The sequence below is a fragment of the Cellulomonas sp. SG140 genome (assembly GCF_025770785.1).
In the GTDB taxonomy this organism is placed as follows: domain Bacteria; phylum Actinomycetota; class Actinomycetes; order Actinomycetales; family Cellulomonadaceae; genus Cellulomonas.
On sequence record NZ_JANZLA010000004.1, the window covers coordinates 16,811 to 41,116 of the forward strand.

At 71.9% G+C, this 24,306-nt stretch carries 23 protein-coding genes and 2 tRNA genes; 19 read left to right on the forward strand and 6 right to left on the reverse strand.

Annotated elements, in window-relative coordinates; all coding sequences use genetic code 11:
• Positions 1 to 39: 39 nt before the first annotated feature.
• The 9 genes from gnd (at position 40) to N0B34_RS08820 (ending at position 9,418) form a co-directional block, all read left to right on the forward strand.
• Positions 40 to 969: a phosphogluconate dehydrogenase (NAD(+)-dependent, decarboxylating) gene (gnd, locus tag N0B34_RS08780; protein ID WP_263730996.1), complete on the forward strand. Its 930-nt coding sequence runs from the start codon at positions 40 to 42 to the stop codon at positions 967 to 969.
• Complete coding sequence (gene recF / locus N0B34_RS08785) at positions 970 to 2,208, forward strand: DNA replication/repair protein RecF (RefSeq protein WP_263730997.1); 1,239 nt, start codon at positions 970 to 972, stop codon at positions 2,206 to 2,208.
• Positions 2,209 to 2,455: 247 nt separating this feature from the next.
• On the forward strand, positions 2,456 to 2,845 hold the full coding sequence (locus N0B34_RS08790) for a DUF721 domain-containing protein (protein WP_263730998.1): 390 nt from the start codon (positions 2,456 to 2,458) through the stop codon (positions 2,843 to 2,845).
• A 230-nt stretch (positions 2,846 to 3,075) separates the two neighbouring features.
• A complete protein-coding gene (gene gyrB, locus N0B34_RS08795; RefSeq protein WP_263730999.1) occupies positions 3,076 to 5,133 on the forward strand; it encodes a DNA topoisomerase (ATP-hydrolyzing) subunit B in 2,058 nt (685 codons plus the stop codon).
• Between the two features lie 70 nt (positions 5,134 to 5,203).
• Positions 5,204 to 7,846, forward strand: a complete 2,643-nt coding sequence (gene gyrA, locus N0B34_RS08800; RefSeq protein WP_263731000.1) for a DNA gyrase subunit A — start codon at positions 5,204 to 5,206, stop codon at positions 7,844 to 7,846.
• 710 nt (positions 7,847 to 8,556) lie between these two features.
• Entirely contained in the window at positions 8,557 to 9,012 is a 456-nt protein-coding gene (locus N0B34_RS08805; RefSeq protein ID WP_263731001.1) for a DUF3566 domain-containing protein, read from the forward strand.
• 88 nt (positions 9,013 to 9,100) lie between these two features.
• Positions 9,101 to 9,174, forward strand: a tRNA-Ile gene (locus tag N0B34_RS08810).
• A 15-nt stretch (positions 9,175 to 9,189) separates the two neighbouring features.
• Entirely contained in the window at positions 9,190 to 9,309 is a 120-nt protein-coding gene (locus N0B34_RS08815; RefSeq protein WP_263731002.1) for a DLW-39 family protein, read from the forward strand.
• A 36-nt stretch (positions 9,310 to 9,345) separates the two neighbouring features.
• Positions 9,346 to 9,418: transfer RNA gene (locus N0B34_RS08820), tRNA-Ala, on the forward strand.
• A gap of 32 nt (positions 9,419 to 9,450) precedes the next feature.
• On the opposite strand, the gene N0B34_RS08825 is transcribed toward N0B34_RS08820, so the two are convergent.
• From N0B34_RS08825 to N0B34_RS08835, 3 genes are all read right to left on the reverse strand, one after another.
• The gene (locus N0B34_RS08825) at positions 9,451 to 11,016 is read right to left on the reverse strand and encodes a sugar ABC transporter ATP-binding protein (protein WP_263731003.1); all 1,566 of its coding nucleotides are present in this window, start codon (positions 11,014 to 11,016) and stop codon (positions 9,451 to 9,453) included.
• A gap of 95 nt (positions 11,017 to 11,111) precedes the next feature.
• Positions 11,112 to 11,894 carry a DeoR/GlpR family DNA-binding transcription regulator gene (locus N0B34_RS08830; RefSeq protein ID WP_263731004.1) on the reverse strand — a complete coding sequence of 261 codons (783 nt, stop codon included), beginning with the start codon at positions 11,892 to 11,894 and terminating at the stop codon, positions 11,112 to 11,114.
• Positions 11,895 to 12,040: 146 nt separating this feature from the next.
• Positions 12,041 to 13,126: a DeoR family transcriptional regulator gene (locus tag N0B34_RS08835; protein ID WP_263731005.1), complete on the reverse strand. Its 1,086-nt coding sequence runs from the start codon at positions 13,124 to 13,126 to the stop codon at positions 12,041 to 12,043.
• A 340-nt stretch (positions 13,127 to 13,466) separates the two neighbouring features.
• On the opposite strand from N0B34_RS08835, the gene N0B34_RS08840 reads away from it, so the two are divergent.
• The 4 genes from N0B34_RS08840 (at position 13,467) to N0B34_RS08855 (ending at position 18,220) form a co-directional block, all read left to right on the forward strand.
• Positions 13,467 to 14,549, forward strand: coding sequence for an ABC transporter substrate-binding protein (locus N0B34_RS08840; protein ID WP_263731006.1), 1,083 nt, complete (start codon positions 13,467 to 13,469; stop codon positions 14,547 to 14,549).
• Positions 14,550 to 14,650: 101 nt separating this feature from the next.
• Entirely contained in the window at positions 14,651 to 16,207 is a 1,557-nt protein-coding gene (locus N0B34_RS08845) for a sugar ABC transporter ATP-binding protein (protein ID WP_263731008.1), read from the forward strand.
• Positions 16,200 to 17,177 (forward strand): ABC transporter permease, encoded by a 978-nt coding sequence (locus tag N0B34_RS08850; protein WP_263731009.1) that lies wholly within the window; start codon positions 16,200 to 16,202, stop codon positions 17,175 to 17,177. Before N0B34_RS08845 ends, N0B34_RS08850 begins: the two co-directional genes overlap by 8 nt.
• Positions 17,174 to 18,220: an ABC transporter permease gene (locus tag N0B34_RS08855; RefSeq protein WP_263731010.1), complete on the forward strand. Its 1,047-nt coding sequence runs from the start codon at positions 17,174 to 17,176 to the stop codon at positions 18,218 to 18,220. Before N0B34_RS08850 ends, N0B34_RS08855 begins: the two co-directional genes overlap by 4 nt.
• 16 nt (positions 18,221 to 18,236) lie before the next feature.
• On the opposite strand, the gene N0B34_RS08860 is transcribed toward N0B34_RS08855, so the two are convergent.
• Together N0B34_RS08860 and N0B34_RS08865 are read right to left on the reverse strand one after the other, a co-directional pair.
• Positions 18,237 to 18,812 (reverse strand): hypothetical protein, encoded by a 576-nt coding sequence (locus N0B34_RS08860; protein WP_263731011.1) that lies wholly within the window; start codon positions 18,810 to 18,812, stop codon positions 18,237 to 18,239.
• 164 nt (positions 18,813 to 18,976) lie between these two features.
• Positions 18,977 to 19,801 (reverse strand): hypothetical protein, encoded by an 825-nt coding sequence (locus N0B34_RS08865; RefSeq protein ID WP_263731012.1) that lies wholly within the window; start codon positions 19,799 to 19,801, stop codon positions 18,977 to 18,979.
• A 100-nt stretch (positions 19,802 to 19,901) separates the two neighbouring features.
• On the opposite strand from N0B34_RS08865, the gene N0B34_RS08870 reads away from it, so the two are divergent.
• Both N0B34_RS08870 and N0B34_RS08875 read left to right on the forward strand, forming a co-directional pair.
• Positions 19,902 to 20,438 (forward strand): peptidylprolyl isomerase, encoded by a 537-nt coding sequence (locus tag N0B34_RS08870; protein ID WP_263731013.1) that lies wholly within the window; start codon positions 19,902 to 19,904, stop codon positions 20,436 to 20,438.
• Positions 20,439 to 20,590: 152 nt separating this feature from the next.
• Positions 20,591 to 21,304: a rhomboid family intramembrane serine protease gene (locus tag N0B34_RS08875; protein ID WP_318529976.1), complete on the forward strand. Its 714-nt coding sequence runs from the start codon at positions 20,591 to 20,593 to the stop codon at positions 21,302 to 21,304.
• A gap of 107 nt (positions 21,305 to 21,411) precedes the next feature.
• Here N0B34_RS08875 and N0B34_RS08880 read toward each other — a convergent pair whose 3' ends face one another.
• Positions 21,412 to 21,669 (reverse strand): cell division protein CrgA, encoded by a 258-nt coding sequence (locus tag N0B34_RS08880; RefSeq protein ID WP_263731014.1) that lies wholly within the window; start codon positions 21,667 to 21,669, stop codon positions 21,412 to 21,414.
• Positions 21,670 to 21,865: 196 nt separating this feature from the next.
• On the opposite strand from N0B34_RS08880, the gene N0B34_RS08885 reads away from it, so the two are divergent.
• The 4 genes from N0B34_RS08885 to N0B34_RS08900 are packed head-to-tail and all read left to right on the forward strand — an operon-like array spanning position 21,866 to position 24,255.
• Positions 21,866 to 22,666, forward strand: a complete 801-nt coding sequence (locus tag N0B34_RS08885; protein ID WP_263731015.1) for a DUF881 domain-containing protein — start codon at positions 21,866 to 21,868, stop codon at positions 22,664 to 22,666.
• 16 nt (positions 22,667 to 22,682) lie between these two features.
• Positions 22,683 to 23,474: a class E sortase gene (locus tag N0B34_RS08890; protein WP_263731016.1), complete on the forward strand. Its 792-nt coding sequence runs from the start codon at positions 22,683 to 22,685 to the stop codon at positions 23,472 to 23,474.
• Positions 23,474 to 23,632 carry a hypothetical protein gene (locus N0B34_RS08895; RefSeq protein ID WP_263731017.1) on the forward strand — a complete coding sequence of 53 codons (159 nt, stop codon included), beginning with the start codon at positions 23,474 to 23,476 and terminating at the stop codon, positions 23,630 to 23,632. Before N0B34_RS08890 ends, N0B34_RS08895 begins: the two co-directional genes overlap by 1 nt.
• On the forward strand, positions 23,632 to 24,255 hold the full coding sequence (locus N0B34_RS08900) for an aminodeoxychorismate/anthranilate synthase component II (protein ID WP_263731018.1): 624 nt from the start codon (positions 23,632 to 23,634) through the stop codon (positions 24,253 to 24,255). The genes N0B34_RS08895 and N0B34_RS08900 overlap by 1 nt, the downstream gene beginning before the upstream one ends.
• Positions 24,256 to 24,306 lie beyond the last annotated feature (51 nt).

Genomic DNA, 24,306 nt, shown 5'->3' on the forward strand with positions numbered 1-24,306 from the left:
CGTCTGCACCTGCACCGCGCGTAGGGCACAGTGGGGCCCATGCATATCGGGTTGGTGGGTCTGGGCAAGATGGGTGCCAACATGCGCGAGCGCCTGCGGCGCGGCGGCGTGGAGGTCACGGGGTACGACCGCAACCAGGACGTCAGCGACGTCCCGTCGCTGGAGGCGCTGGTCCAGGCGCTGCCGGCCGGCGAGCGGCTCGTCTGGGTGATGGTGCCGAGCGGGCCGATCACCGACGCGGTGGTGCACCAGCTCGCCGACCTGCTGACCGAGGGCGACGCCGTCATCGACGGCGGCAACTCGTACTACCAGGACGACAAGCCGCACGCCGACCTGCTCGCCGAACGCGGCATCGGGTTCCTCGACGCCGGCGTCTCCGGTGGTGTGTGGGGACTCGAGAACGGCTACGGCCTGATGGTTGGTGGCGACCCCGAGCTCGTCGCCCGCGCGATGCCCGTGTTCGACGCCCTGCGACCCGAGGGCCCGCGCGCCGAGAGCTTCGTGCACGCCGGTGCGGTGGGCGCGGGGCACTTCTCGAAGATGGTGCACAACGGCGTCGAGTACGGCCTGATGCAGGCGTACGCCGAGGGGTACGAGCTGCTCGCGGCGAAGGACCTGGTCACGGACGTGCACGGCACCGTCAAGGCCTGGACCCGCGGCACCGTCGTGCGGTCCTGGCTGCTCGACCTGCTGGTGCAGGCACTGGAGCAGGACCCGGGGCTCGCGCAGATCGACGACTGGGTCGAGGACTCCGGTGAGGGCCGGTGGACCGTCGACGAGGCGATCGAGCTCGCTGTGCCGGCCCCCGTGATCGCCGCGTCGCTGTTCGCACGGTTCGCCTCGCGGCAGGAGGAGTCGCCGGCGCTCAAGGCCGTCGCCGCCCTGCGCCAGCAGTTCGGCGGCCACGCCGTCCGCGCCGCCGGTGCCGACACCGTCACGCCGACGGCACCGCCCTCGTCCGAGGCCTGAGTGTTCGTCTCGCACCTGTCGCTGACCGACTTCCGCTCCTACGCCACCGTCGAGCTGCCGCTCGAGCCCGGTGTGACGGCGCTGGTCGGGCCCAACGGTCAGGGCAAGACGAACCTGGTCGAGGCGATCGGCTACGTCGCGACGCTGTCCAGCCACCGGGTGCCGACGGATGCCGCACTCGTCCGGTCCGGCGCACAGCGCGCCGTGGTGCGGACGCGCGTGGTACGCGACGGCCGGGCCACCACCGTCGAGCTCGAGATCACTCCCGGTCGCGCGAACCGCGCACGGGTCAACGGCGGCTCGCCGGTCCGGGCACGGGACGTGCTCGGCATCCTGCGCACCGTTCAGTTCGCCCCGGAGGACCTGTCGCTGGTCAAGGGCGACCCCGACGGTCGCCGCCGGTTCCTCGACGAGCTGCTGGTCCAGCTGAGCCCCCGGATGGCGGCGGTGGTCGCGGAGTACGAGCGGGTGCTGCGGCAACGGTCCGCGCTGCTGAAGTCCGCCGGTGCCGCGCTGCGCTCGTCCCGCGGGGCCGACCTGCGGACGCTGGACGTGTGGGACGGGAAGCTCGCCGAGACGGGCGCACGGATCACGGTGGCGCGCCGGCGGCTGGTGGCCGCCCTCGCCGGCCCGGTCGCGGCGGCGTACGAGCAGGTCAGCGCGGGACAGGGTGCCGCGCGGATCGTCTACCGCTCGTCGCTGCAGAGCCTCGCGTCGTCCGGCGCCCCGGACCGGTCCTCGGCGGAGACCGCAGACCCGAGCGGAGCCGACGGGCAGCAGTCCGGCCAGCCGGCGCAGGCGCACCTCGTCGAGGCGCAGCTGCTCGAGGCGATGGGCCGGCTGCGCAGCAAGGAGATCGAGCGCGGCGTCAGCCTGGTCGGACCGCACCGCGACGAGCTGGTGCTGACCCTCGGCGAGCTGCCGGCCAAGGGCTACGCGAGCCACGGCGAGTCGTGGTCGTTCGCGCTCGCCCTGCGGCTGGGGTCGGCCTCGTTGCTGCGCACGGGCATCCACGACGACGAGGGCTGGTCGGCGGACTGGGGTCCGGACGGCGACCCGGTGCTGGTGCTGGACGACGTGTTCGCCGAGCTCGACGCGCGCCGCCGTGACCGTCTCGCGCAGCTCGTCGCCCCCGCCGGTCAGGTGCTGATCACCGCCGCGGTCCCCGGCGACGTGCCCGAGGCGCTGTCCGGGGGGCGGGTCGACGTGATGGGTGGCGAGGTCGCCCGTGTCCTCTGACACGTCTGACCGGGACGGTCCGTCCCCACGGCGCCGGACGGTGGCACCGTCCCAGGCGACCGGCCGACGCCGACCGGCCGCCGGCGAGCCGCGGCCTACGGCATCCGCACCGTCCGACACGGCACTCGACGCACCCGCGACCTGGACGCCGACCCCTCCGGCCGAGGTCGCCCGTCGCGCGCTGGCCCGGGCCGTCCAGGCCGCTCGCTCCCGCGGTGTCCGCCCAGGTCAGCGGTCTCGTGCCCCGTTGATCGCACCGCCCACCGCCGCCGGCCCGGACGGCCGTGACCCCCAGCCGCTCGGCCGCATCGTCGGCCGGCTGGTCAACGAGCACGGCTGGCAGGGCGGGCTGGTCGCCGGTCAGCTGCAGAACCGGTGGGCCGAGCTGGTCGGGCCGATGGTCGCCGAGAACCTGCGGTTCGTGTCGTTCGAGGCCGGGCTGCTCGTCGCGCAGGCGTCGTCGACGTCCTGGCGCACCCAGCTGGTGGGCATGGAGCAGGAGCTGCTCCGGGCCTTCGCCGCACGGCTCGGCGAGGACGTCGTGCTCGAGGTCCGGGTGCTCGGTCCCAGCACGCCGACGTTCAACCGGGGCCCGCGCACGGTGCGGGGCCGGGGCGCACGCGACACCTGGGGCTGACCCGCGGTCGCCCGCCGACCCGCCCACAGGACCCGCGCCGGGCCCACGTGGCACCCGTCCGCGCCGGCGACCGGGCTCGAAGGCGTCCAGAGGGTAGACTGAGAGGGTCTTTCTGGCGCGTTCCGTGCCGGTCCTGAGACGAGAACTCCAACACCGTGGACTGATCCGCCCTGTCCGTCGTCGGGCGGCGCGCTCCGCGGCGTGTGAAACCTTGAGGAGACGCGCCGCCCGTGGCTGACGAGACCACCCCGCAGGATCAGGACGGCACGACGAACGACCCAGCCCCCCGGCACCCGGAAGGGAACGGGGGGTACGACGCCAGCGCGATCACCGTCCTCGAGGGTCTCGAGGCGGTCCGCAAGCGTCCCGGCATGTACATCGGCTCCACCGGCGAGCGCGGGCTGCACCACCTGGTGTACGAGGTGGTCGACAACTCCGTCGACGAGGCGCTGGCCGGCTACGCCACCGACATCCAGGTGACGGTCCTGCCGGACGGCGGTGTCCGGGTGGCCGACGACGGCCGCGGCATCCCCGTCGGCATCGTTGAGTCCGAGGGCAAGCCGGCCGTGGAGGTCGTGCTGACGGTGCTGCACGCCGGCGGCAAGTTCGGCGGTGGCGGTTACGCGGTCTCCGGCGGTCTGCACGGCGTCGGCGTCTCCGTCGTCAACGCGCTGTCGACCCGGGTCGAGGTGGAGGTCCGGACCCAGGGGTACGTGTGGCGGCAGTCGTACCTGCGCGGCGTCCCCACCGCGCCACTGTCCCGCGACGAGGAGACGGACCGCACCGGGACCACCGTCACGTTCTGGGCGGACGACGAGATCTTCGAGACGACGGACTACGACTTCGAGACGCTGCGCAGCCGCTTCCAGCAGATGGCGTTCCTCAACAGGGGGCTGCGCATCTCGCTGACGGACGAGCGCGCCCACCACCGCGACACCGAGGACGAGGTCGCCGAGCCGACCCCGGGCGAGGACGCCGACCACCTGCACACCGTCTCGTACCGGTACGAGGGCGGCCTGATCGACTACGTCAAGCACCTCAACGCCGCGAAGAAGTACGAGGTGGTGCACCCCGAGGTGATCGACTTCGAGGCGGAGGACACCGAGCGGCGCATCTCGGTGGAGATCGCCATGCAGTGGACCGGTGCCTACTCCGAGTCGGTGCACACCTACGCGAACACCATCTCCACCACCGAGGGCGGCACGCACGAGGAGGGGTTCCGTGCGGCGATGACCTCCCTGATCAACCGGTACGCGCGGGACAAGGGTCTGCTGAAGGAGAAGGACGACAACCTCACGGGCGACGACATCCGTGAGGGTCTGACGGCCGTCGTCTCCGTCAAGCTCGGCGAGCCGCAGTTCGAGGGCCAGACGAAGACGAAGCTCGGCAACACCGAGGCGAAGACCTTCGTGCAGCGCGTGGTGAACGAGCGCCTCGGCGACTGGCTGGACTCCCACCCGAACGACGCGCGGGACATCATCCGCAAGTCGATCCAGGCCTCAGCCGCCCGCATGGCTGCCCGCAAGGCGCGCGAGGCGACCCGCCGCAAGGGCCTGCTCGAGTCGAACTCGATGCCGGGCAAGCTCAAGGACTGCCAGAGCAACAACCCCGCCGAGTGCGAGGTGTTCATCGTCGAGGGCGACTCCGCCGGCGGTTCGGCGGTCCGCGGCCGCAACCCGCGGACGCAGGCGATCCTCCCGATCCGCGGCAAGATCCTCAACGTCGAGCGGGCACGGCTGGACCGGGCGCTCGGCAACCAGGAGGTTCAGTCGCTGATCACGGCGTTCGGCACCGGAATCGGCGAGGACTTCGACCTGTCGAAGCTCCGGTACCACAAGATCGTGCTGATGGCGGATGCCGACGTGGACGGCCAGCACATCCGCACCCTGCTGCTGACGCTGCTGTTCCGGTACATGCCCGAGCTGATCAAGCAGGGCCACGTGTACATGGCGCAGCCGCCCCTGTACCGGATCAAGTGGACCAACGCCGAGCACGACTACGTCTACTCCGACCGGGAGCGGGACGTGATGCTCGCCGACGGTCAGGCGAGCGGCAAGCGCCTGCCCAAGGAGAACGCGATCCAGCGCTACAAGGGTCTGGGCGAGATGGACTACTCGGAGCTGTGGGAGACCACGATGTCGCCCGAGCACCGGACGTTGCTGCAGGTCACGCTCGACGAGGCGGCTGCGGCCGACGAGATCTTCACCGTGCTGATGGGCGAGGACGTCGAGTCCCGGCGCTCGTTCATCCAGCGCAACGCCAAGGACGTGCGGTTCCTCGACATCTAGGCGGCCAGACGGTCGGGGGCGAGCGCCCCCGACGTGCACCGCGGCAGCCGCACGACGGACGAAGGGCATCATGAGCGAGACAACCGGTCCCGACGGGATCGAGCACGGCCGCATCGACCAGGTCGACCTGCAGCTGGAGATGCAGCGGTCGTACCTGGACTACGCGATGGCGGTCATCGTCGGACGTGCGCTCCCGGACGTGCGTGACGGCCTGAAGCCCGTCCACCGCCGCGTGCTCTACGCGATGTACGACGGTGGCTACCGCCCGGACCGGCAGTTCTCCAAGTGCAGCCGCGTGGTCGGCGACGTGATGGGCAAGTTCCACCCGCACGGCGACACCGCGATCTACGACGCACTGGTCCGCCTGGTGCAGGACTGGTCGATGCGGTACCCGCTGGTCGCCGGCCAGGGCAACTTCGGCTCGCCGGGTGACGACCCGGCCGCGGCCCCGCGGTACACCGAGTGCAAGATGGCCCCGCTCGCCATGGAGATGGTGCGGGACATCGACGAGGACGCCGTCGACTTCGGCGACAACTACGACGGTCGCACGCAGGAGCCCCTGGTCCTGCCCAGCCGCTTCCCGAACCTCCTGGTCAACGGCTCGGCCGGCATCGCCGTCGGCATGGCGACGAACATCCCGCCGCACAACCTGCGCGAGGTCGCGGCCGGCGTGCAGTGGCACCTCGACCATCCTGACGCCACGCGTGAGGAGCTGCTCGCGGCGCTGCTCGGGCTGATCAAGGGCCCGGACTTCCCCACGGGCGCGACGATCCTGGGCCACAAGGCGATCGAGGAGGCGTACCGCACCGGCCGCGGCTCGATCACCATGCGCGCGGTGGTGGAGGTCGAGGAGATCCAGGGCCGGCAGTGCCTGGTGGTCACCGAGCTGCCGTACCAGGTGAACCCCGACTCGCTGGCGAAGAAGATCGCCGAGCTGGTGCGCGAGAACCGGGTGGGCGGCATCGCCGACATCCGCGACGAGACCTCCGGCCGGACGGGCCAGCGCCTGGTGATCGTCCTCAAGCGCGACGCCGTCGCCAAGGTGGTGCTGAACAACCTCTACAAGCACACCCAGCTGCAGGACACGTTCGGCGCCAACATGCTGGCGCTGGTCGACGGCGTGCCCCGGACGCTCAGCATCGACGCCTTCATCCGGCACTGGACCACGCACCAGCTGGACGTCGTCGTCCGGCGCACCCGGCACCGGCTCGCGGAAGCCGAGCGCCAGATCCACATCTACCGCGGGTACCTCAAGGCCCTCGACCAGATGGACGCCGTGATCGCCCTGATCAGGGCGTCGTCCAGCGCCGAGGCGGCCCGTGACGGCCTGATGGAGCTGCTCGAGATCGACGAGGAGCAGGCGACCGCGATCCTGCGGATGCAGCTGCGTCAGCTGGCCGCCCTGGAGCGGCAGCAGATCCTCGACCGGTACGCCGAGCTCGAGGCCAAGATCGCCGAGTACAACTCGATCCTCGCGTCGCCGCAGCGGCAGCGGGACATCGTCTCGACCGAGCTCGGTGAGATCGTCGAGAAGTACGGCGACGAGCGCCGCACGCGCATCCTGCCCTTCGACGGCGAGGTCTCGGTGGAGGACCTCATCGCCGAGGAGGAGATGGTGGTCACCATCACCCGCGGCGGCTACGCGAAGCGGACGCGCAGCGACAACTATCGGGCGCAGCGCCGCGGCGGCAAGGGCGTGCGCGGCGCGCAGCTGCGCGAGGACGACATCGTCGACCACTTCTTCGTCACGACGACGCACCACTGGCTGCTGTTCTTCACCAACCTCGGCCGCGTCTACCGGGCCAAGGCGTACGAGCTGCCGGAGGGCGGCCGCGACGCCAAGGGTCAGCACGTCGCCAACCTCCTGGCCTTCCAGCCGGACGAGCGCATCGCCCAGGTGCTCGACCTGCGCGACTACGGCCAGGCGGAGTACCTGGTGCTGGCCACGCAGCGCGGCCTGGTGAAGAAGACGGCGCTGTCCGAGTACGACTCGAACCGCTCCGGCGGCGTGATCGCCATCAACCTGCGCGAGGACGAGGACGGGAACCCGGACGCGCTGGTGTCGGCGCGGCTGGTGAACGCCGACCAGGACCTGATCCTGGTGTCGCGCAAGGGTCAGTCGGTGCGGTTCACGGCGTCCGACGAGGCGCTGCGTCCGATGGGCCGGGCGACGAGCGGCGTCACCGGCATGAAGTTCCGGGGCGACGACGAGCTGCTGGCGATGGACGTCGTGCGCGAGGACGCCTACCTGTTCACGGTCACCGAGGGCGGCATCGCCAAGCGGACCGCGCTCACGGTCGAGAACTACCGGCAGCAGGGCCGTGGAGGCCTGGGCATCAAGGTGGCCAACCTGCCGGAGGCCAACGGCGACCTGGTCGGCGCCCTGGTCACGGACGCCGACGACGAGGTGCTGGTGATCATGGAGCGCGGCAAGGTCGTCCGCTCGGCCACGTCGGAGGTGAACGCGACCGGCCGCAGCACGCAGGGCGTGATCTTCGCGAAGCCCGACTCCGGCGACCGGATCATCGCCGTCGCACGGAACACCGAGCGACACCTCGGCGAGGATGCCGGTAGCGTGGGTTCGGACAACGGCCGCGGACCGGACGGATCAGACCTGCCGGACAGCACCGCCGTGGCCATCGGACCCAACCCGGGACCCGCGTCGGACGGCGCCCAGCCACCGGCCGACGGTGAGCCCGCGGAGGACGCATGACCGACGCCCCACCGCCTTCGATCCCACCGCGCAAGCGACCGTCCCCTGCAGGTCAGGGCGACGTCCGGACTGTCGGCGGGGTCCCAGGCCAGGGCGGACCGGCCGACGACACCATGCGCGTCGAGACCGGCCCGCGGGCGTCGGCCGTCGTGCCCGGCACGACCGACGGTGGCCTGCCGGCGAGCGTGCCTCCGACCCGGACGCCGCGGCCCGTGACGCGGCCGGTCAGCGGCGAGACCGCCCGCCCGGCCGGCAAGCGCGGGTCCCGCACCAACCCGCGCACCACGCGGGTCACCGGGCCGATCGGCCAGGACCCGGCGTCCGTCGCGTCGGTGAGGGACGGCGACGGTGCGGCGAGCGCTCCGGTCTCCCGAGCGGACGCACCCGAGCGGCGACAGGCCGCGACGGACGCCAGCACCGCTGACGGAGCAGGGGCACGGTCCCCGCAGGACGGCGGCCCCGTGAGGGCCACCGCCGGCGCTTCCGCGGTCGGCGCCGCCGCCGCGTCTGCCGCCGGTCCGAAGGCGGGCGCCACAGCTCCCGAGGCCGGTGCCGCGACGGGTCCGCGCGACGAGGAACCCTCGCCGTCGCCGCTGCTGGAGGCGGTCGACCGTTCGACCGTCTGGCTGAAGAAGACGGCGGGTGCCGCTGGCGCGGGCCTGAGCGCCGCGTACGCTTCGTTGACACGCCCTCGGCCCCAGGAAGAGCCCATGACCGCCAACCCGACCGCTCCCGCCGCGTCCGCGCGGCCGGCACCGGTGCCCCCGCCGCACCCGGCGACGGGCCGCGCGCCCGCACCGGGCGCACCTCGGCGGGTCCGGCTGGCGATCTCCCGGCTGGACCCGTGGTCGGTGATGAAGCTGTCGCTGCTGCTGTCCTTCGCGCTCGGCATCATCCTGGTGGTCGCGACCGCGGTGGTGTGGCTGACGCTCGACGGCCTGCACGTGTTCGCCAGCATCAACGACCTGGTCAAGCAGGTGGTCGGCCCGGAGAGCGCCGTCAACGTGACCGACGTGATCAGCTTCCGCAAGGTGATCTCCGGCGCGACTCTCGTCGCGGTGATCGACGTGTTCCTGCTGACGGCGATGTCCACGATCGGCGCGTTCCTGTACAACATCGTGGCGGCGCTGGTGGGCGGCGTGCACGTCACGATGACGGACGAGTAGCCGCAGCATCCTTGCGTTTTGGGCCGGGAAGCGTCGCTGGGGTAGTCTCGACCGGCGCGCGCAGCCCGGCTCCCGGTCACCGCGCCCGGGGCCTATAGCTCAGACGGTTAGAGCGCTTCCCTGATAAGGAAGAGGTCACAGGTTCAAGTCCTGTTAGGCCCACTCGAGGAGGTACCGATGAAGAAGCTGCTGGTCCTCGCCGCCGCTGCCGCCGTCGGCTACGTCGTCTACCAGAGGTACGTGCAGGACCGCGACGAGCGGGACCTGTGGGCCGAGGTCACCGACACCTTCGAGTGACCCGCCGCTCCGGACCGTGACCGGTCCGGTTCCCCGGGGGCCATGGCGCAATTGGTAGCGCACCTGCTTTGCAAGCAGGGGGTTACGGGTTCGAGTCCCGTTGGCTCCACCCTCGGCTCCGCCCGCCTGTGACGTGCCCGTTCACGCGGGCTGCGGGCGGTCCCCGCTCTCTCCGGCGATGGCGTGGATCAGGTCCTCCTCCGTCAGGCGGTCCCCGCCCAGCACGTCGGTCACCTTGCCCTCGCGAAGCACGACGATGCGGTCCGACCCGTCGATCAGCTCCTCGGTCTCCGACGAGATGAGCAGCACCGCGAGACCGTCCGCCGCCAGCGCGTCGATGGCCACCCGTACCTCGATCTTGGCGCCGACGTCGATGCCGCGCGTCGGTTCGTCGAGGATCAGCACCTTCGGGTCGAGGCACAGCAGGCGCGCCAGCAGCACCTTCTGCTGGTTGCCGCCGGACAGGGTGCCGACCTTCTGGTCCGGGCCGGACGCCTGGATCTTCAGCTGCTTCATGAAGCCGTCAACGATGGCGTCGATCCGGCCGTTCGAGATCAGGCCGGCTCGGGACAGCCGCGGCAGGGCGCCGAGGATGATGTTGTCGCGGATCGAGAGGTTGGGCAGGATCCCCTCGAGCTTGCGGTCCTCCGGCAGCAGCGCGACGCCGGCCGCGATGGACGCCCCCGGTGAGCCGGCGCGGACGGGCTCACCGTCGACCGTGACCGTGCCCGAGTCGATCCGCTGTGCACCGAGCACGGCCATGCCGGTCTCGCTGCGGCCGGCACCCAGCAGACCCCCGAGGCCGACGATCTCGCCGGGACGCACCGTGAACGAGACGCCGTCCAGCACGCCGCGCCGCGTCAACCCGTCGACCGTGAGCACCGGCTCCGTCAGCACCTCGTCGTCGAGCCCGTCGTTCGGCTCCACCTCGGAACGGCGGCGCGTCTCGGCGAGCAGCTCACGGCCGAGCATCGCCGCGACCAGCTGGAGCCGGGGCAGCTCCCCGAGCGGTCCGGTGTGCACCAGCCGCCCGTCCCGCAGGACGGTGACGGTGTCGCAGATGCGGTACAGCTCGTCGAGCCGGTGGCTGACGTAGAGCACGGCCACACCCTCGGACGCCAGGCGGTCGATCGCGGCGAACAGCGTCTCGACCTCACGGGCCTCGAGCGACGACGTCGGCTCGTCCATGATCACCACGTCCGCACGCGCCGCGACGGCACGCGCGACGGCGACCATCTGCTGGGTGCCGAGACCGAGCGAGCCGAGGGGCGCCTCGACGTCGACATCGACCCCGTAGCGCTCCAGCACCTCGCGTGCCTGGCCGTTCATGGCGCGGAAGTCGATCAGGCCGAGGCGGGTTCGAGGCTCGCGGCCCAGGAACAGGTTGCGCGCGGCGGTGAGCGTGGGGACCAGGTTCACCTCCTGGTAGATCGTGCTGATGCCCGCCGCCTGCGCCGCGCCCGGGCTGCGGAACGTCGCCGGCCGGCCGCGGTGGAGCACCTGGCCCGCGTCCGGCGGGTAGACACCGGTGAGCACCTTGATCAGCGTGGACTTGCCGGCGCCGTTCTCCCCCACCAGCGCATGGACCTCCCCGCGGCGCAGCACCAGGTCGACGTCCTGCAGCGCCGTGACGCCGGGGAACGACTTGGTGACGGCACGCGCCTCCAGGACGGCGGACGAGGACGGTCCGGGGGCAGAGGCGGGCACGGTGGGCGCCTCCTTCCCCTCGTCGGGCGTGCTGGCGCCCCACACTAGGCGACCCCCGCGCGGATGGCGTTCCCCGGTGGTGGACCTGAGGGTGGTCACCCGTCGTCCCGGGTGCCGGCGACGTGCACCTGGACGCCCACCGCACGCAGGGCGGCGAGCGTGCCGGCGTCGGCACCGTCGTCCGTGACGACGTGTGCGATGCGGTCGACCGGCACGCTCTGGAACGGCGCGTCGGTGCCGAGCTTCGTGTGGTCGGCGAGCACCACCACCTCCTGCGCCGCGTCGGCGACGGCCCGGTCGACACCGGCCTCCGCGAGGTCGGAGGTGGACAGCCCCCAGCCGGCGGTCAGCCCGTCGCCGGAGAGGAACGCGCGGCGCACGCGCAGGTCGGCGAACGACTGCTCGGCACCGCTGCCGACCAGGCCGTACGTCGCGCCGCGCAGCGAGCCACCCGTCATCACCACCGACACCCCGCGGGCCTGGCCGAGGACCTCGCCGACCAGCAACGAGTTGGTCACCACCGTGAGGTCCGAGGCCTCGACCAGGGTCGCGGCCAGCTGCTGGGCGGTGGTCCCCGCGCCGATCGCCACGGCGTCTCCGTCCTGCACCAAGGTGGCCGCGAGCCGCGCGATCGCCACCTGCTCCGGCCGGGCGGCCGGGTCGGACCCCTCGGTCGACCGGTTCCCCGCCGCGGGGTCCTGCAGCGCCGCCGCGCCGCCGCGGTGCCGGGCGATCAGCCCCTGCTGCTCGAGCGCGCGCAGGTCCCGACGGATCGTGACCTCGGAGGCGTCGACCGCCTGGGCCAGCTCGCGCAGGTCGGCCGTGCCGTGACGGCGCACGTGCTCGAGGATCCGGCGCCGCCGCTCCGTCGCGAACACGGGCTCACGGTACTGGACGGGATCGGTGCGCCAGTCGGATTGCCGCCGGAACGGTCGCGCACCGATCCCGTCCGGTCGGAAGCGGTCAGGCGGCGTGCCGGCTCGGAGGGCTCACTGCGTCGTCGGCCGCGCCCGTCGTGCCGGGGTCAGGCGGTGGCGCCCGCCAGGTCGGACGGGGCGACGTGCACGTGCACGCCGCGGGACGAGAGCGACTCGAGCACCGAGGTGTCGCCGGAGGTGTCCGTGACCAGGTGGTCGATCCTGGTCACCGGAGCCACGGGGTACGTGCTCTCCACGCCGAGCTTCGTGTGGTCCGCCAGCACCACCAGCTCCTTGGCGCTGCCGACGATCGCCCGCTCCACCTCGGACACCGCGAGGTGCGTGCTGGACAGCCCGCGTTCCGTGGTCAGTCCACCGCCCGAGACGAAGGCCCGGGTGACACGCTGACCTGCGATCCAGTGCTCCGCGGCGCTGCCGACCAGCGCAAGCGTCGAGTTGTCCAGCGAGCCGCGGGTCATCACCAGCTCGACGTTGGGCGTCCGCGCGAGCGCGCGCGCGACGAGCATCGAGTTGGTCAGCACCGTCAGCGGTGAGCGGGGCGCCAGCCTCCTGGCCAGCTCGTACACCGTGGTGCCGGCTCCCAGCATGATGGCCGTCGCGTCGCCGACCAGGGTCGCGGCGAGCGCGGCGATGGCCGACTTCGCGGTCGTCTCGGGGTCGGGCGGCGCCGTCGGCCAGGGCTCGATGATCAGGGCGTCCGGCAGCTGCGCGCCGCCGTGGGCACGCTCGATCAGCCCCTGCCGCTCGAGCGTGACGAGGTCGCGGCGGACGGTGACCTCGGACGCGTTGACGGCCGCGGCGAGGTCGCGCAGCGAGACGACACGGTTGGCCCGCACGTACTCGCAGATCAGACGGCGGCGTTCGGCGCCGAACATCGTCGTGCGAGCGGGGCCGGCCGCCTCGCCGAGCACGAGCGTCTCGCCCCGCTCCCCGTCCTGCTGCGGCGCGCCGCCCGGCTCGCGGTTCTGCCGCAGCGTCCCGCCGAGCTCCCCGTCCGGCAGCAGCGCCCCGCCGTGACTGCGGTCGAGCAGCCCTCGGCTCTCGAGGGTGGTGACGTCGCGCCGCACCGTGACCTCGGACGCGTTGACCGCCATGGCGAGGTCACGGATCGACACCGCACCCTGGGCCCGGACGAGCTCGAGGATCAGCTGGCGACGCTCGGCGCCGAACATGTCCCTCCTTGCCCCTCCACCGTCAGGCCGGGACGAGCGGCCTGGTCAGCCCAAGGGTAGCGTTCGCGGGTGCTCCGGCGCTTCCGAGCTCGATCGCTCATGGCCAGGGACTTGGCCAGTGCGAACGAGCCAGGTCACGATTTGATCACGTGATGGACGAGTGGTTGACGGTCCGATCAGAACTTCGTCAATATCGATCACACACACGTTCCGCCGGCGTCGTCGCAAGGGTGCGACACCGCGGGACGCCGCGGGTTCGCACCGGACGTCGAAGGGGACGCCGTCCGGCCCGGCCCGCCCGCAGGTGCTCGTTCCACCTCGTCCAAGGAGCCACACACCCATGTCGATGAAGACCTCGCGGCGCACGACCGTCACCGCCCTCGCGCTGGCGGTCGGCCTCGCCGCCGCCGGATGCTCGTCGTCGTCCGCCGGATCCACCTCCGGCGGGACCGCCGCCGCTGCTGCCAACCCGACCGTGGCGTCATCCGGCGCGGCGTCCGCGTCCGGTGACGGCTGCACGGCGAGCGCGCTCGGCTACCCGAAGATCAGCCTCAAGGGCGCCAAGGTCGGCTTCTCCCAGTCGGAGCCGGAGACCGCCGCGTTCCGCATCGCCGAGACCAAGTCGATGGTCGACGAGGCTGCCGCGCAGGGCGCCACGCTGATCAAGACGAACGCGAACAGCGAGATCGCCAAGCAGGTCACGGACATCCAGGGGATGATCAACCAGGGCGTGCAGCTGCTGATCGTGGCGCCGCTGAACTCGGACGGCCTGCAGCCGGCCTTCGACGCGGCCCGTGCCAAGAAGATCCCCGTGGTCACCGTCGACCGCCTGGTGAACTCCAAGGCCTGTACCGACTACCTGACCTTCATCGGCTCCGACTTCGTGTCCCAGGGCAAGCGCGCCGCCGACGCGATGATCAAGCAGACCGGTGGCACCGGCAAGGTCGCCATCCTGCTCGGCTCGTCGGGCAACGGCGTCACCACCGACCGGACCAGCGGCTTCGTCGACGAGATCAAGACGGCGCCCGGCATCCAGGTGGTCGCGCAGCAGACCGCCAACTTCGCGCGGACCGACGGTCAGACGGTGATGGCCTCGCTGCTGCAGGCCCACCCGGACATCACCGCCGTGTACGCCGAGAACGACGAGATGGGCATCGGCGCGGAGACCGCGATCGCCGCTGCCGGCAAGACGCCCGGCAAGGACATCAAGATCGTGTCGGTCGACGGCACGCACGACGCCGTGCAGCTGCTGGTGGACGGCAAGTACAACGGCGTGATCGAGTCCAACCCGCGGTTCGGCCCGCTCGCCTTCAAGGCGCTCGCCGACTTCGAGAACGACACCCCGGTGCCCGCGAAGATCATCATCTCGGACAACGAGTACACGCCGGACAACGCCTCGGCGAACCTCTCCAAGTCGTTCTGACCCGAGCGACCCACCTGCACCCGCCGCCCGCCCGGCGCCGTCGGCCCGGACGGCGGCGGGTGCAGGATGTCCAGACCCAGCACAACCAGGGAGAGCACTCGATGGCGGAGCTCACCACGGCCGGGGCGCCCCCCGTGCTGGAGGCCCGGGGCGTGAGCAAGTCGTTCCCGGGCGTCAAGGCACTCAGCGACGTCAGCCTCACGGTGCGCGCCGGCGAGGTGCACGCGCTGGTCGGCGAGAACGGTGCCGGCAAGTCGACGCTGATCAAGATCCTCACCGGCGTGTACCAGTGCGACAGCGGGGAGCTGCGGCACCGCGGCGAGCCGGTGACGTTCGCGGACCCGCGGGCGGCGCAGGCGGCCGGCATCAGCACCATCTACCAGGAGCTGGACCTGGTGCCGATGCAGAGCGCGGCGCGCAACCTGTATCTCGGCCGCGAGCCGCGCACCCGGTTGCGGCTGGTCGACTTCGCGCGGATGCGGCGCGAGGCGAACGCCCTGCTCGACGACTACCAGATCCGCGCCGACGTCGACGTGCCGCTGAACACCCTGGGCCTGGGCACGCAGCAGATGATCTCGGTGGCCCGGGCGGTCGCGCTGCGCGCGAACGTCGTGATCATGGACGAGCCCACCTCCTCGTTGGAGTCCCGCGAGGTGGAGACGCTGTTCGGGATCATCCGGCGGCTGCGGTCGGAGGGCGTGGCGATCGTCTACGTCAGCCACCGGCTGGACGAGCTGTACCGGATCTGCGACACGGTGTCCGTGCTGCGGGACGGCCGGCTGGTGCACACCGGTCCGATGGCGGAGCTGCCGCGGGTGCAGCTGGTCGCGACGATGCTCGGCCGGGAGCTGCAGACGGCGCTGCACCGCTCGGCGCCGGGGGGCGGCGACCGCATCGTCGCCGGCCCGCCCGTGCTGGAGCTGCGCGGGCTGACCCGTCGCAACCGTCTGCACGACGTCTCGTTCGAGGTGCACCGCGGCGAGGTCGTCGGGCTCGGCGGCCTGCTCGGCGCCGGCCGCAGCGAGACCGGCATGGCCGTGCTCGGTGCGCAGGAGCTCGACTCCGGCGCCGTGCTCGTGGAGGGCAAGCCGATCCGTACCGGGTCGCCGGGAGCGGCGATCGAGGCCGGCGTCGCGCTGCTGCCGGAGGACCGCAAGCTCGAGGGGATCCTGCCGAACCTGTCCATCCGCGACAACATCGCCATCGCGGCACTGCCCCGGATGTCCCGCCTCGGCCTGGTGTCCGACAAGCGGATCGACCAGCTCGTCGGGCACTTCATGGCCCGGCTGCACATCCGGGCGACCGGGCCCGGCCAGAAGGTCAGCACGTTGTCCGGCGGCAACCAGCAGAAGGTGATGCTGGCGCGGTGGCTGTGCCTGAGCCCGCGCGTGCTGGTGCTCGACGAGCCGACGCGCGGCATCGACGTCGGGGCGAAGTTCGAGGTGCGTCAGACGATCGACGAGCTCGCCGCAGAAGGTCTCGCGGTGCTGCTGATCTCGTCCGAGACCGAGGAGCTGGTCGACGAGAGCGACCGGATCGTGGTGCTCAAGGACGGGGCCGTCGTCGCGGTGCTCGACGGCGACGACATCAGCGAGCACGACCTGGTGCAGGCGATCGCCGCAGTCCCGTCCCCTGAGGAGGACCCCACCCGTGACTAGCCTGTCCACCGCGGTCGCCGGGACGGCGGCGAAGGCCGACCGCGCCACCGTGCTGCGCTGGACCAGGGACAACGGCGTGTACGTCGCCCTGGTGCTGATCGTCGTCTACAACGTGCTGTTCACCCCACGCTTCATCACCTGGGACAACCTCGACGTGCAGCTGGTGCTGTGCACCCGGATCGTCGTGGTGGCCCTCGGCATGGCGATGGTGATCGGGACGGCAGGCATCGACCTGTCCGTCGGCGCCGTGATGGCCCTGTCCGGCGCGCTGCTGGTGCAGTTCAGCGGCGTGCCGGGGGTCGGGGCGATCGCCCTGGCGCTGGTGATCGGCGGCCTGGTCGGGGTGCTGAACGGGTTCCTGGTCGGCGTCGTCGGGATCCAGCCGATCGTGGCGACCCTGGCGTTCCTGTTCGCCGGCCGGAGCATCGCGCAGCTGCTGCTGGCCGGCAAGAACCCGAGCATCCACGACAAGGTGATCCTGGGCATCTCCTCCGGCCACGTGCTCGGGGTGAACGGCCTGATCATCGCGGCGCTGGTCGCCGTCGGGCTCGTCGCGTTCACCGTCCGGCGGACCAGCTTCGGCCGGCAGCTGCTGGCCGTCGGGGACAACGCTCGGGCGTCGTACCTGTCGGGGGTTCCCGTGCGACGCACGCTGATCGGCGTCTACGTGCTCAGCGGGGTGCTGGCGGCGTGGGCCGGCGTGATGGACACCGCGTCGATCACCTCGGCGAACGCCCTGTCCAGCGGGCTGAACTACGAGCTGTTCGCCATCACCGCGGTCGTGGTGGGCGGGACGCCGCTCACCGGCGGACGGGTCAGGGTGGTCGGCACGGTGGCCGCCGCGATCCTCATGCAGCTGCTGCGCAGCACGCTGATCTTCCACTCGGCGACGGACGCGGTGTCCCAGATGGTCACCGCCGTCGTCATCGTCGGCGCCGTCTACATCCAGCGAGTGAGGGCACGCGCATGAGCACCACCGCACCGACGGGCGTCCCCGACGGCCCCGCCACCGCCGGCACCGGCCTGGCGGCGCGCCCGGTGGAACCCGTCGCCGCCACCGGGTCCCGCGTCGCGGCGGCGCTGCAGCGCAACGGGGTGGCGGCCTTCGCCGCGCTGGCGCTGCTGGTGCTGGTCGGCTCGGTGATCTGGCCGAGCTTCCACACCCTGGACAACCTGCGGAACACGGTCCTGGGCAACTCGTACATCGGGATCGTCGCCATCGGCATGACACTCGTGATCATCACCGGCGGGATCGACCTGTCGGTCGGCTCCGTCTTCGCCCTCGGCGGCGTGGTCGGCGTGTACGTCAGCAACCAGGCGGGACCGGCCGCCGCCGTGCTGGCGACGGTGGTGGCGTGCGGGCTGATCGGCCTGATCAACGGCATGCTGATCGGCTACGCCCGGATGGCGCCCTTCATCGTCACGCTCGCGACGCTGTTCGGGGTCCGCGGGCTGGTGTACCAGCTGACCGGGGCCGGTGCCCGGACGTACTCGGTGCCGAGCGACTCCTTCTTCGCGCACCTGGGCACCGGGGTGTTCCTGACGATCGGCTACCCGGTGCTGATCGCGATCGCGCTGTACGTGGTGTTCCACGTGGTGCTCGAGCGGACACCGTTCGGCCTGACCACCCTGGCCATCGGCGGTGGTGAGGACGCCGCCGTGCTGATGGGGCTGAAGGTGCGCCGCACCAAGGTCAGCCTCTACGTCGTCTCCGCGGCGCTCGCGGGCGTGGCCGGGATGCTGCAGGCCGCCCAGCTGGTGTCCGCCAGCCCGATCATCGCCACCGGGTACGAGCTGCAGGCGATCGCCGCGGTGGTGATCGGCGGGACGCTGCTGACCGGAGGTGCCGGCTCGCTGATCGGTACGGCCGCCGGCGTGCTGCTGCTGGGCACGATCAACGCGTTCATCCGCGAGCTGCAGCTCGACTCGACTTGGAACAACGTGGTCAGCGGGGCGTTCCTGGTCACGGTCGTGGTGGTGCAGCGGCTGCTGAACTACCGCCGGGCCGACTGAGCCCGCGGTCCGGCGATCAGCCGCGGCGGTACGCCGCCCCGCGCGCGGTGATGTCCGCGAGCACCTCTGCCGGGTACACGTCCTCGGGCTCGATGGTGACCGGACCCTCCTCCAGCGTGGCCCAGTGCCACGTCGGCTGGACGGTCGGCTGGCCGCCCTCCAGCCCGAGGCGCAGGTCGAGCAGCACCGCGTAGCGGTACCCGAACCGCCGCTGGATCGCCGTCGCGCGGCCGAAGTCGCCGGCGGTCGACCCGCGGGTGGCGTGGTCGGCGGTGAGCTCGAGGATCAGCAGGTTCTCCTCCGGGCCGAGGTGGCCGCGGCGGTGCACGATCAGGTCGGGGATGCGCCGACCCTCGGAGTCCGCGTCCTCGAGCCGGACCGCCTTCTCCAGGGCCATCGCCGACCGGTCGTACTCCGCGTCGATGTCCCAGGCGTTCTCGATCATCGGCCGCAGGTACCAGCCGAGGTGGAAGGCGATGGTGCGTTCCGAGGCGCTGCTGGTGCCGCTCGACGGGGTGAACAGCGTCCACTCGTTGGCGATCGTGTTGGTCAGCGCGATGCGCACGCGTGCCTGAAGGTCTCCCAGCTGCATGGCCAGACGGTACCGCGCGGACGTCCGGCATCTGGTGGGTTGTCCACGCAGATGTCCGCAGATGGCAAAAGGACGGTCAGGAGATGCCCACATCTGCGACGAACGGCGGGGCCCCGGACACCCGGGACCCCGCCGTTTCGTCGTGCTGCCTTCGGGGCGAGCGATCAGATGTCGCCCGAGGGGTTGTCCTTCTCCACCGCGTCCTCGGTCGCGTCGGCGACGTCCTCCGCCTTGCTGGCCGTGCGGCGGGTGACCTTCTTGGCCGCCTCCTCGGCGGAGGCGCGGGCCTCGTCGAGCTTCTCTGCCGCCTTGCGCGTCGCCTCGCGGCTCTTCGCCACCGCCGAGCCGGCCGCCTCACCCACGGCGTCGGCGGCGTCCCCCACGGCATCGGTCACGGAGGCGCGCACGTCGTGCGTGTGGGTGTGCAGCGCGTCCGCCCCGGTGCCCCCGGTCGGGTCGGTGGGCTCCCACGGCTCGGCCCAGGGGTCTACGGTCGACCGGGACCGGAACCAGGCCGCACCGGCCGCACCGGCACCGACGAGCAGGCCGACCACCATGAACGTGCTCAGACCCTTGTGCGACTTCTTCGGCGGTGTCACGTGGACCTGCTTCTTCAGCTCGGCCGCGTTCGCCTTGGCGACCTCCGCCGCGGTGTCGGCAGCCTTGACCGCCGCCGCACCCGCCTTCTCCGCCGCCTCGTTCAGGGCGGTGACCAGGCGCGGGATCAGCTCGTCCACCAGCTTGTCGTGCGCGGTGTCGATCGCCGGCGCCGCCTTCTCGGCAGCCTTCTCCACGCGCGGTGCCGCGGCCTTGACGCTCTCGTTGTAGGCGTTCTCGAGGCGCGGCATCAGCCAGTCGATGAAGGCCTCCACCCGAGGCGTCGTCCACTCCTTGGCGTGCACGGCGGCGCCCGTCAGCGTGGCGCCGAGGTCGGCTGCCTGCTCCTTCAGCTTGTCGGGGTCAACGTCGAGCTTGCTGTGCTTCGTCATCTGCCACTCCCGGACGTCGTTGCTGGTCTCGAGGCTGTGACCTCCCACTCTGCCACCGCGGGCCCCGCTGCGCAGGAGGGCTCCGTGCGAGACTGGGGCCATGTTTGCGACCCTGCACACCACCGCCGGCGACATCCGTGTCGAGCTGTTCCCCAACCACGCACCGCGCACCGTGGCGAACTTCACCGGGCTGTCCACCGGCTCCCAGGAGTGGACGGACCCGAGCGGCGTCACGCGCACCGATCCCCTGTACAAGGGCGTGATCTTCCACCGCGTCATCCCGGGCTTCATGATCCAGGGCGGTGACCCGCAGGGCACCGGCCGCGGCGGCCCGGGCTACAACTTCGACGACGAGATCCACCCCGAGCTGACCTTCTCCGAGCCGTACGTGCTGGCGATGGCCAACGCGGGCAAGCGCCTCGACCCGGTCACCGGGAAGATGGGTGGCACCAACGGCTCGCAGTTCTTCATCTCTGTCGCGCCGACGCCCTGGCTGAACGGCAAGCACACCATCTTCGGCAAGGTGGCCGACGACGCGAGCAAGGCCGTGGTCGACGCCATCGCCACCACCCCGACCCGACCGGGCGACCGTCCCGTGCAGGACGTGGTGATCGACTCCATCACCGTCGAGGACTGACCATCACCACTCCCGACCCGACAGGCGCCGGAACCGCGGCGCCCCCGGTGTGCCCGCGGCACCCCGACCGGATCAGCTACGTGCGCTGCCAGCGCTGCGGGCGCCCCGTGTGCCCGCAGTGCCAGCGACCGGCGGCGGTCGGGGTGCACTGCGTGGACTGCGTCGCGGAAGCGAACCGCGCGGTGCCGGCCCGCCGGACGGTGCTCGGGGGTCGGGTGCGGGACGGGCGACCGCTGGTCACGTTCACGCTGATCGGGCTGAACGCGCTCAGCTACCTGCTGCAGCTGACGACGCCCGGCTGGACGGGGCGGTGGTGGTTCGCGCCGGTGCTCGGTGCGTCGCAGCCCTACCGGTTCCTGACCGCGGCGTTCCTGCACTCGCCGACGAGCTTCCTGCACATCGTGTTCAACATGGTGGCCCTGTGGACGGTCGGACCGCTGCTCGAGCAGCTGCTCGGCCGCGCCCGGTACCTGACGTTGTACCTGATGGCGGCGGTTGGCGGGTCCGTCGGCGCGGTGCTGCTGGCGCCGGTGACGCACAGCTGGAACGTGGCCATGGTCGGCGCGTCAGGAGCGGTGTTCGGGCTGTTCGGCGCGATCCTCGTGGTGCTGCGGCGGGTGGGCGCGGACGCCCGCGGGATCCTCGGCGTCATCGTGGTCAACCTGGTGATCAGCTTCATCCCCGGGCTCGGGATCGCCTGGCAGGCGCACGTCGGCGGCCTCGTCGTCGGGCTGGTCCTGGCCTTCGCCTACGCGCACGCCCCCGCACCGCGTCGGCGGCTCGTCGCCGTGGTGGCCCCGGTCGTGGTCGGTGTCCTGCTGGTCGCGTCGACCGTCCTCACCTACCGGGCGGTCGGTCTGCTCTGAGCCGTCCACAGGCTGTGACCTGCGGAATGACATCGGTGTAGTTTTCCACAGGGTTGTTCACCACTGGGGACAACCGACCCGACGGACCGCCGCACTCAGCGGGTCGCTCAGCGCCAGCGGGTGGTCATCCCGAAGCCGACCAGGATCAGCCCGAAGCCGCACGCGAGGTTCCACTGGCCGATCGCGGGGATCGGGTACGTGTGGCCGCTCTGCGCGGTCAGGTACGTCACCACGATCCAGGCCAGCCCGACCACCATCAGCCCGAGCATCACCGGCACGAACCACGGCGGGTTCGGCTTGCGCGGGACAGCCTTCCCGGGGGGCGGCGTGTACGCGACCTTCTTCCGCGACCTCGACTCAGGCACGTCCGGGTGCTCCTTCAGGCGATGGGTGCCCGCCGCGCCCGTGGCCGTCGCAGGCCGGTGGCCGAGGCGGAACCGGGGGCCGTCGCCCGTGCTGCCGTGCTCGAGGAGAGCCGCACAGACCGGGCGCAACGTGACCTAGCCTAGACGGTGCACGCCGCCGGACCGCGTGCACCCGGCCCGTCACCAGGAGCGTTGCGTGAGCGACCGCCCGCACCGCCTGCGCCTGCCGCGCGGCAGCGTGTCCGTCGGCGTGGTGCTGATGCTCTCTGCGGTGCTGTTCTCCATGTCGGCACGCAGCGCGGCGGGGTCGATCTCACGGCACCCCACGGACCTGCGGGGTCTGACGCAGGCGGAGTCGGACAAGGTCGCGCGGCTGTCGGCGCAGGTGGACGAGCTGCGCTCCGAGGTGGACGTGCTGACGGCGCAGAGCGCCCTGCCCGGGGTGTCGGCGGACGCCGTGGGGACGGGCTACCTGGTGGCCGGCGGTGGTGTGCCGGTCAGCGGCACCGGGCTGACGGTCCAGCTGAACGACGCCCCGGCGGACTCCCCCCGGCGCGGCAACGTCAGCCCCGACGTGCTGGTGGTGCACCAGCAGGACCTGCAGGCCGTGATGAACGCGCTGTGGGCGGGTGGCGCCGAGGCGATGGAGCTGCAGGACCAGCGGGTCGTGTCGACCAGCGCCTTCCGCTGCGTCGGCAACGTGCTGCGGCTGCACGGTCGCGTCTACTCACCGCCGTACACCGTCCGGGCGATCGGCGACCCGCACAAGCTCCAGGCGGCGCTCGACCAGGCGCCGGCCGTACGCGCCTACGTCCGCGACTCCATCCAGGTGGGCCTCGGGTGGCAGGTCAACGAGTCGTCCTGGCTGCAGCTGCCCGCCTACTCCGCCACGGACCTGACGTACGCCTCGGTGCCGGCCGGGGTGCAGGTGCTGCCCGGCCTGCCGGAGCCGTCCGCGACGAGCGGGACGGCCAGCCGCCGTGGGGCTGCCGGATGACGGCCGGGGCGAGCGCATGACCACCGACGTCGTCCCCCGGCGCACAGCCCGTCGAGCCGCCCGTCGGCACGGGCTGGTGTGGGGCGCCGTCGGCGTGCTCGGCGAGGTGCTGCTGACGGTCGGCGTGCTGCTGCTCGGGTTCCTCGCGTGGCAGCTGTGGTGGACCGACGTGCAGGGGAACGCGGGACAGGCGCGTGTGGTGCAGTCGCTGGCGTGGGCCACGCCCGTGCCGACCAGCGCTCCCAGCGCAGCGGCGGGTGCGACGGCGGTCGTGGGGCCGAAGGTGGCGACGCCGCGGCACGACGACCCGCCCGTGCTGGCCGAACCGGGGCACGCGACGACGTTCGCCACGCTGCAGGTGCCCCGGTGGGCCGGTGAGCCGGAACGCCCGATCAGCGAGGGCACCGACCGCGCCACCGTGCTCGACGTGCTCGGCATCGGGCACTACCAGGGGACCGCGATGCCGGGTGCCGTCGGGAACTTCGCCGTCGCCGGCCACCGCACCACGTTCGGCAAGCCGTTCAACCGGATCGCCGAGCTGCAGGTGGGCGACGCGCTCGTCGTGCGCACCAAGGACGCCTGGTACGTGTACAAGGTCGCGTCCACGGAGATCGTGTACCCGCACCAGACCGAGGTCATCGCGCCGGTGCCGGACAAGCCGGGTGCGACCCCGACGGCCCGGTCGATCACCATGACCACCTGCACGCCGATGTACTCCGCCGCCCAGCGCTACGTGGTGCACGGCGTGCTGGACTACTGGGCGCCGGCCTCCGACGGGGTGCCGGCCGAGCTGCTCGGGAGCGCATGATGTACGCGTGGCTGTGGCGCCACCTGCCGGGGCCGGTGTGGGTGCGCGTGCTGATCAGCGTGGTGCTGGCCGCTGCGGTGCTGGCGGTGTGCTTCGAGTGGGTGTACCCGGCGATCGCCCCGCACATGCCCTTCAACCAGACGACCGTGGGTGAGTGATGACGAAGATCTTGGTGGTCGACAACTACGACTCGTTCGTCTACACGATCGTCGGGTACCTCAACCAGCTCGGTGCCGACACGGTGGTGGTGCGCAACGACACCGTCCCGCCGGTGTCCGACCGCGCCGCGTTCGACGGGGTGCTGGTGTCACCGGGACCGGGGACGCCGTCGGCCGCCGGCTCGTCGATGCAGGTGATCCGGGACTGTGCCGAGACGGGGACGCCGATGCTCGGCGTCTGCCTGGGGCACCAGGCGCTCGGCGAGGTGTACGGCGGGGTGGTGACGCACGCACCGGAGCTGATGCACGGCAAGACGAGCGAGGTTCAGCACGACGGCCGCGGCGTGCTGGCCGGGCTGCCGTCACCGTTCACCGCCACGCGGTACCACTCGCTGGCCGTGGTGGACGGGACGTTCTCCGACGAGCTCGAGGTCACCGCCACGGCGAACGGCATCATCATGGGGCTGCAGCACCGGACGCTGCCGCTGCACGGCGTGCAGTTCCACCCCGAGTCGGTGCTGACGCAGGGGGGTCACCGGCTGCTGGCGAACTGGCTGGCGATGTGCGGGGACGAGGGTGCCGTGGGGCGGTCCGAGGGGCTGCACCCGCTGGTGCGCGCCTGACCATGTGCTGCTGATCGGCCGGCTCGGCTGGTCCGACGACGAGAACGGCCG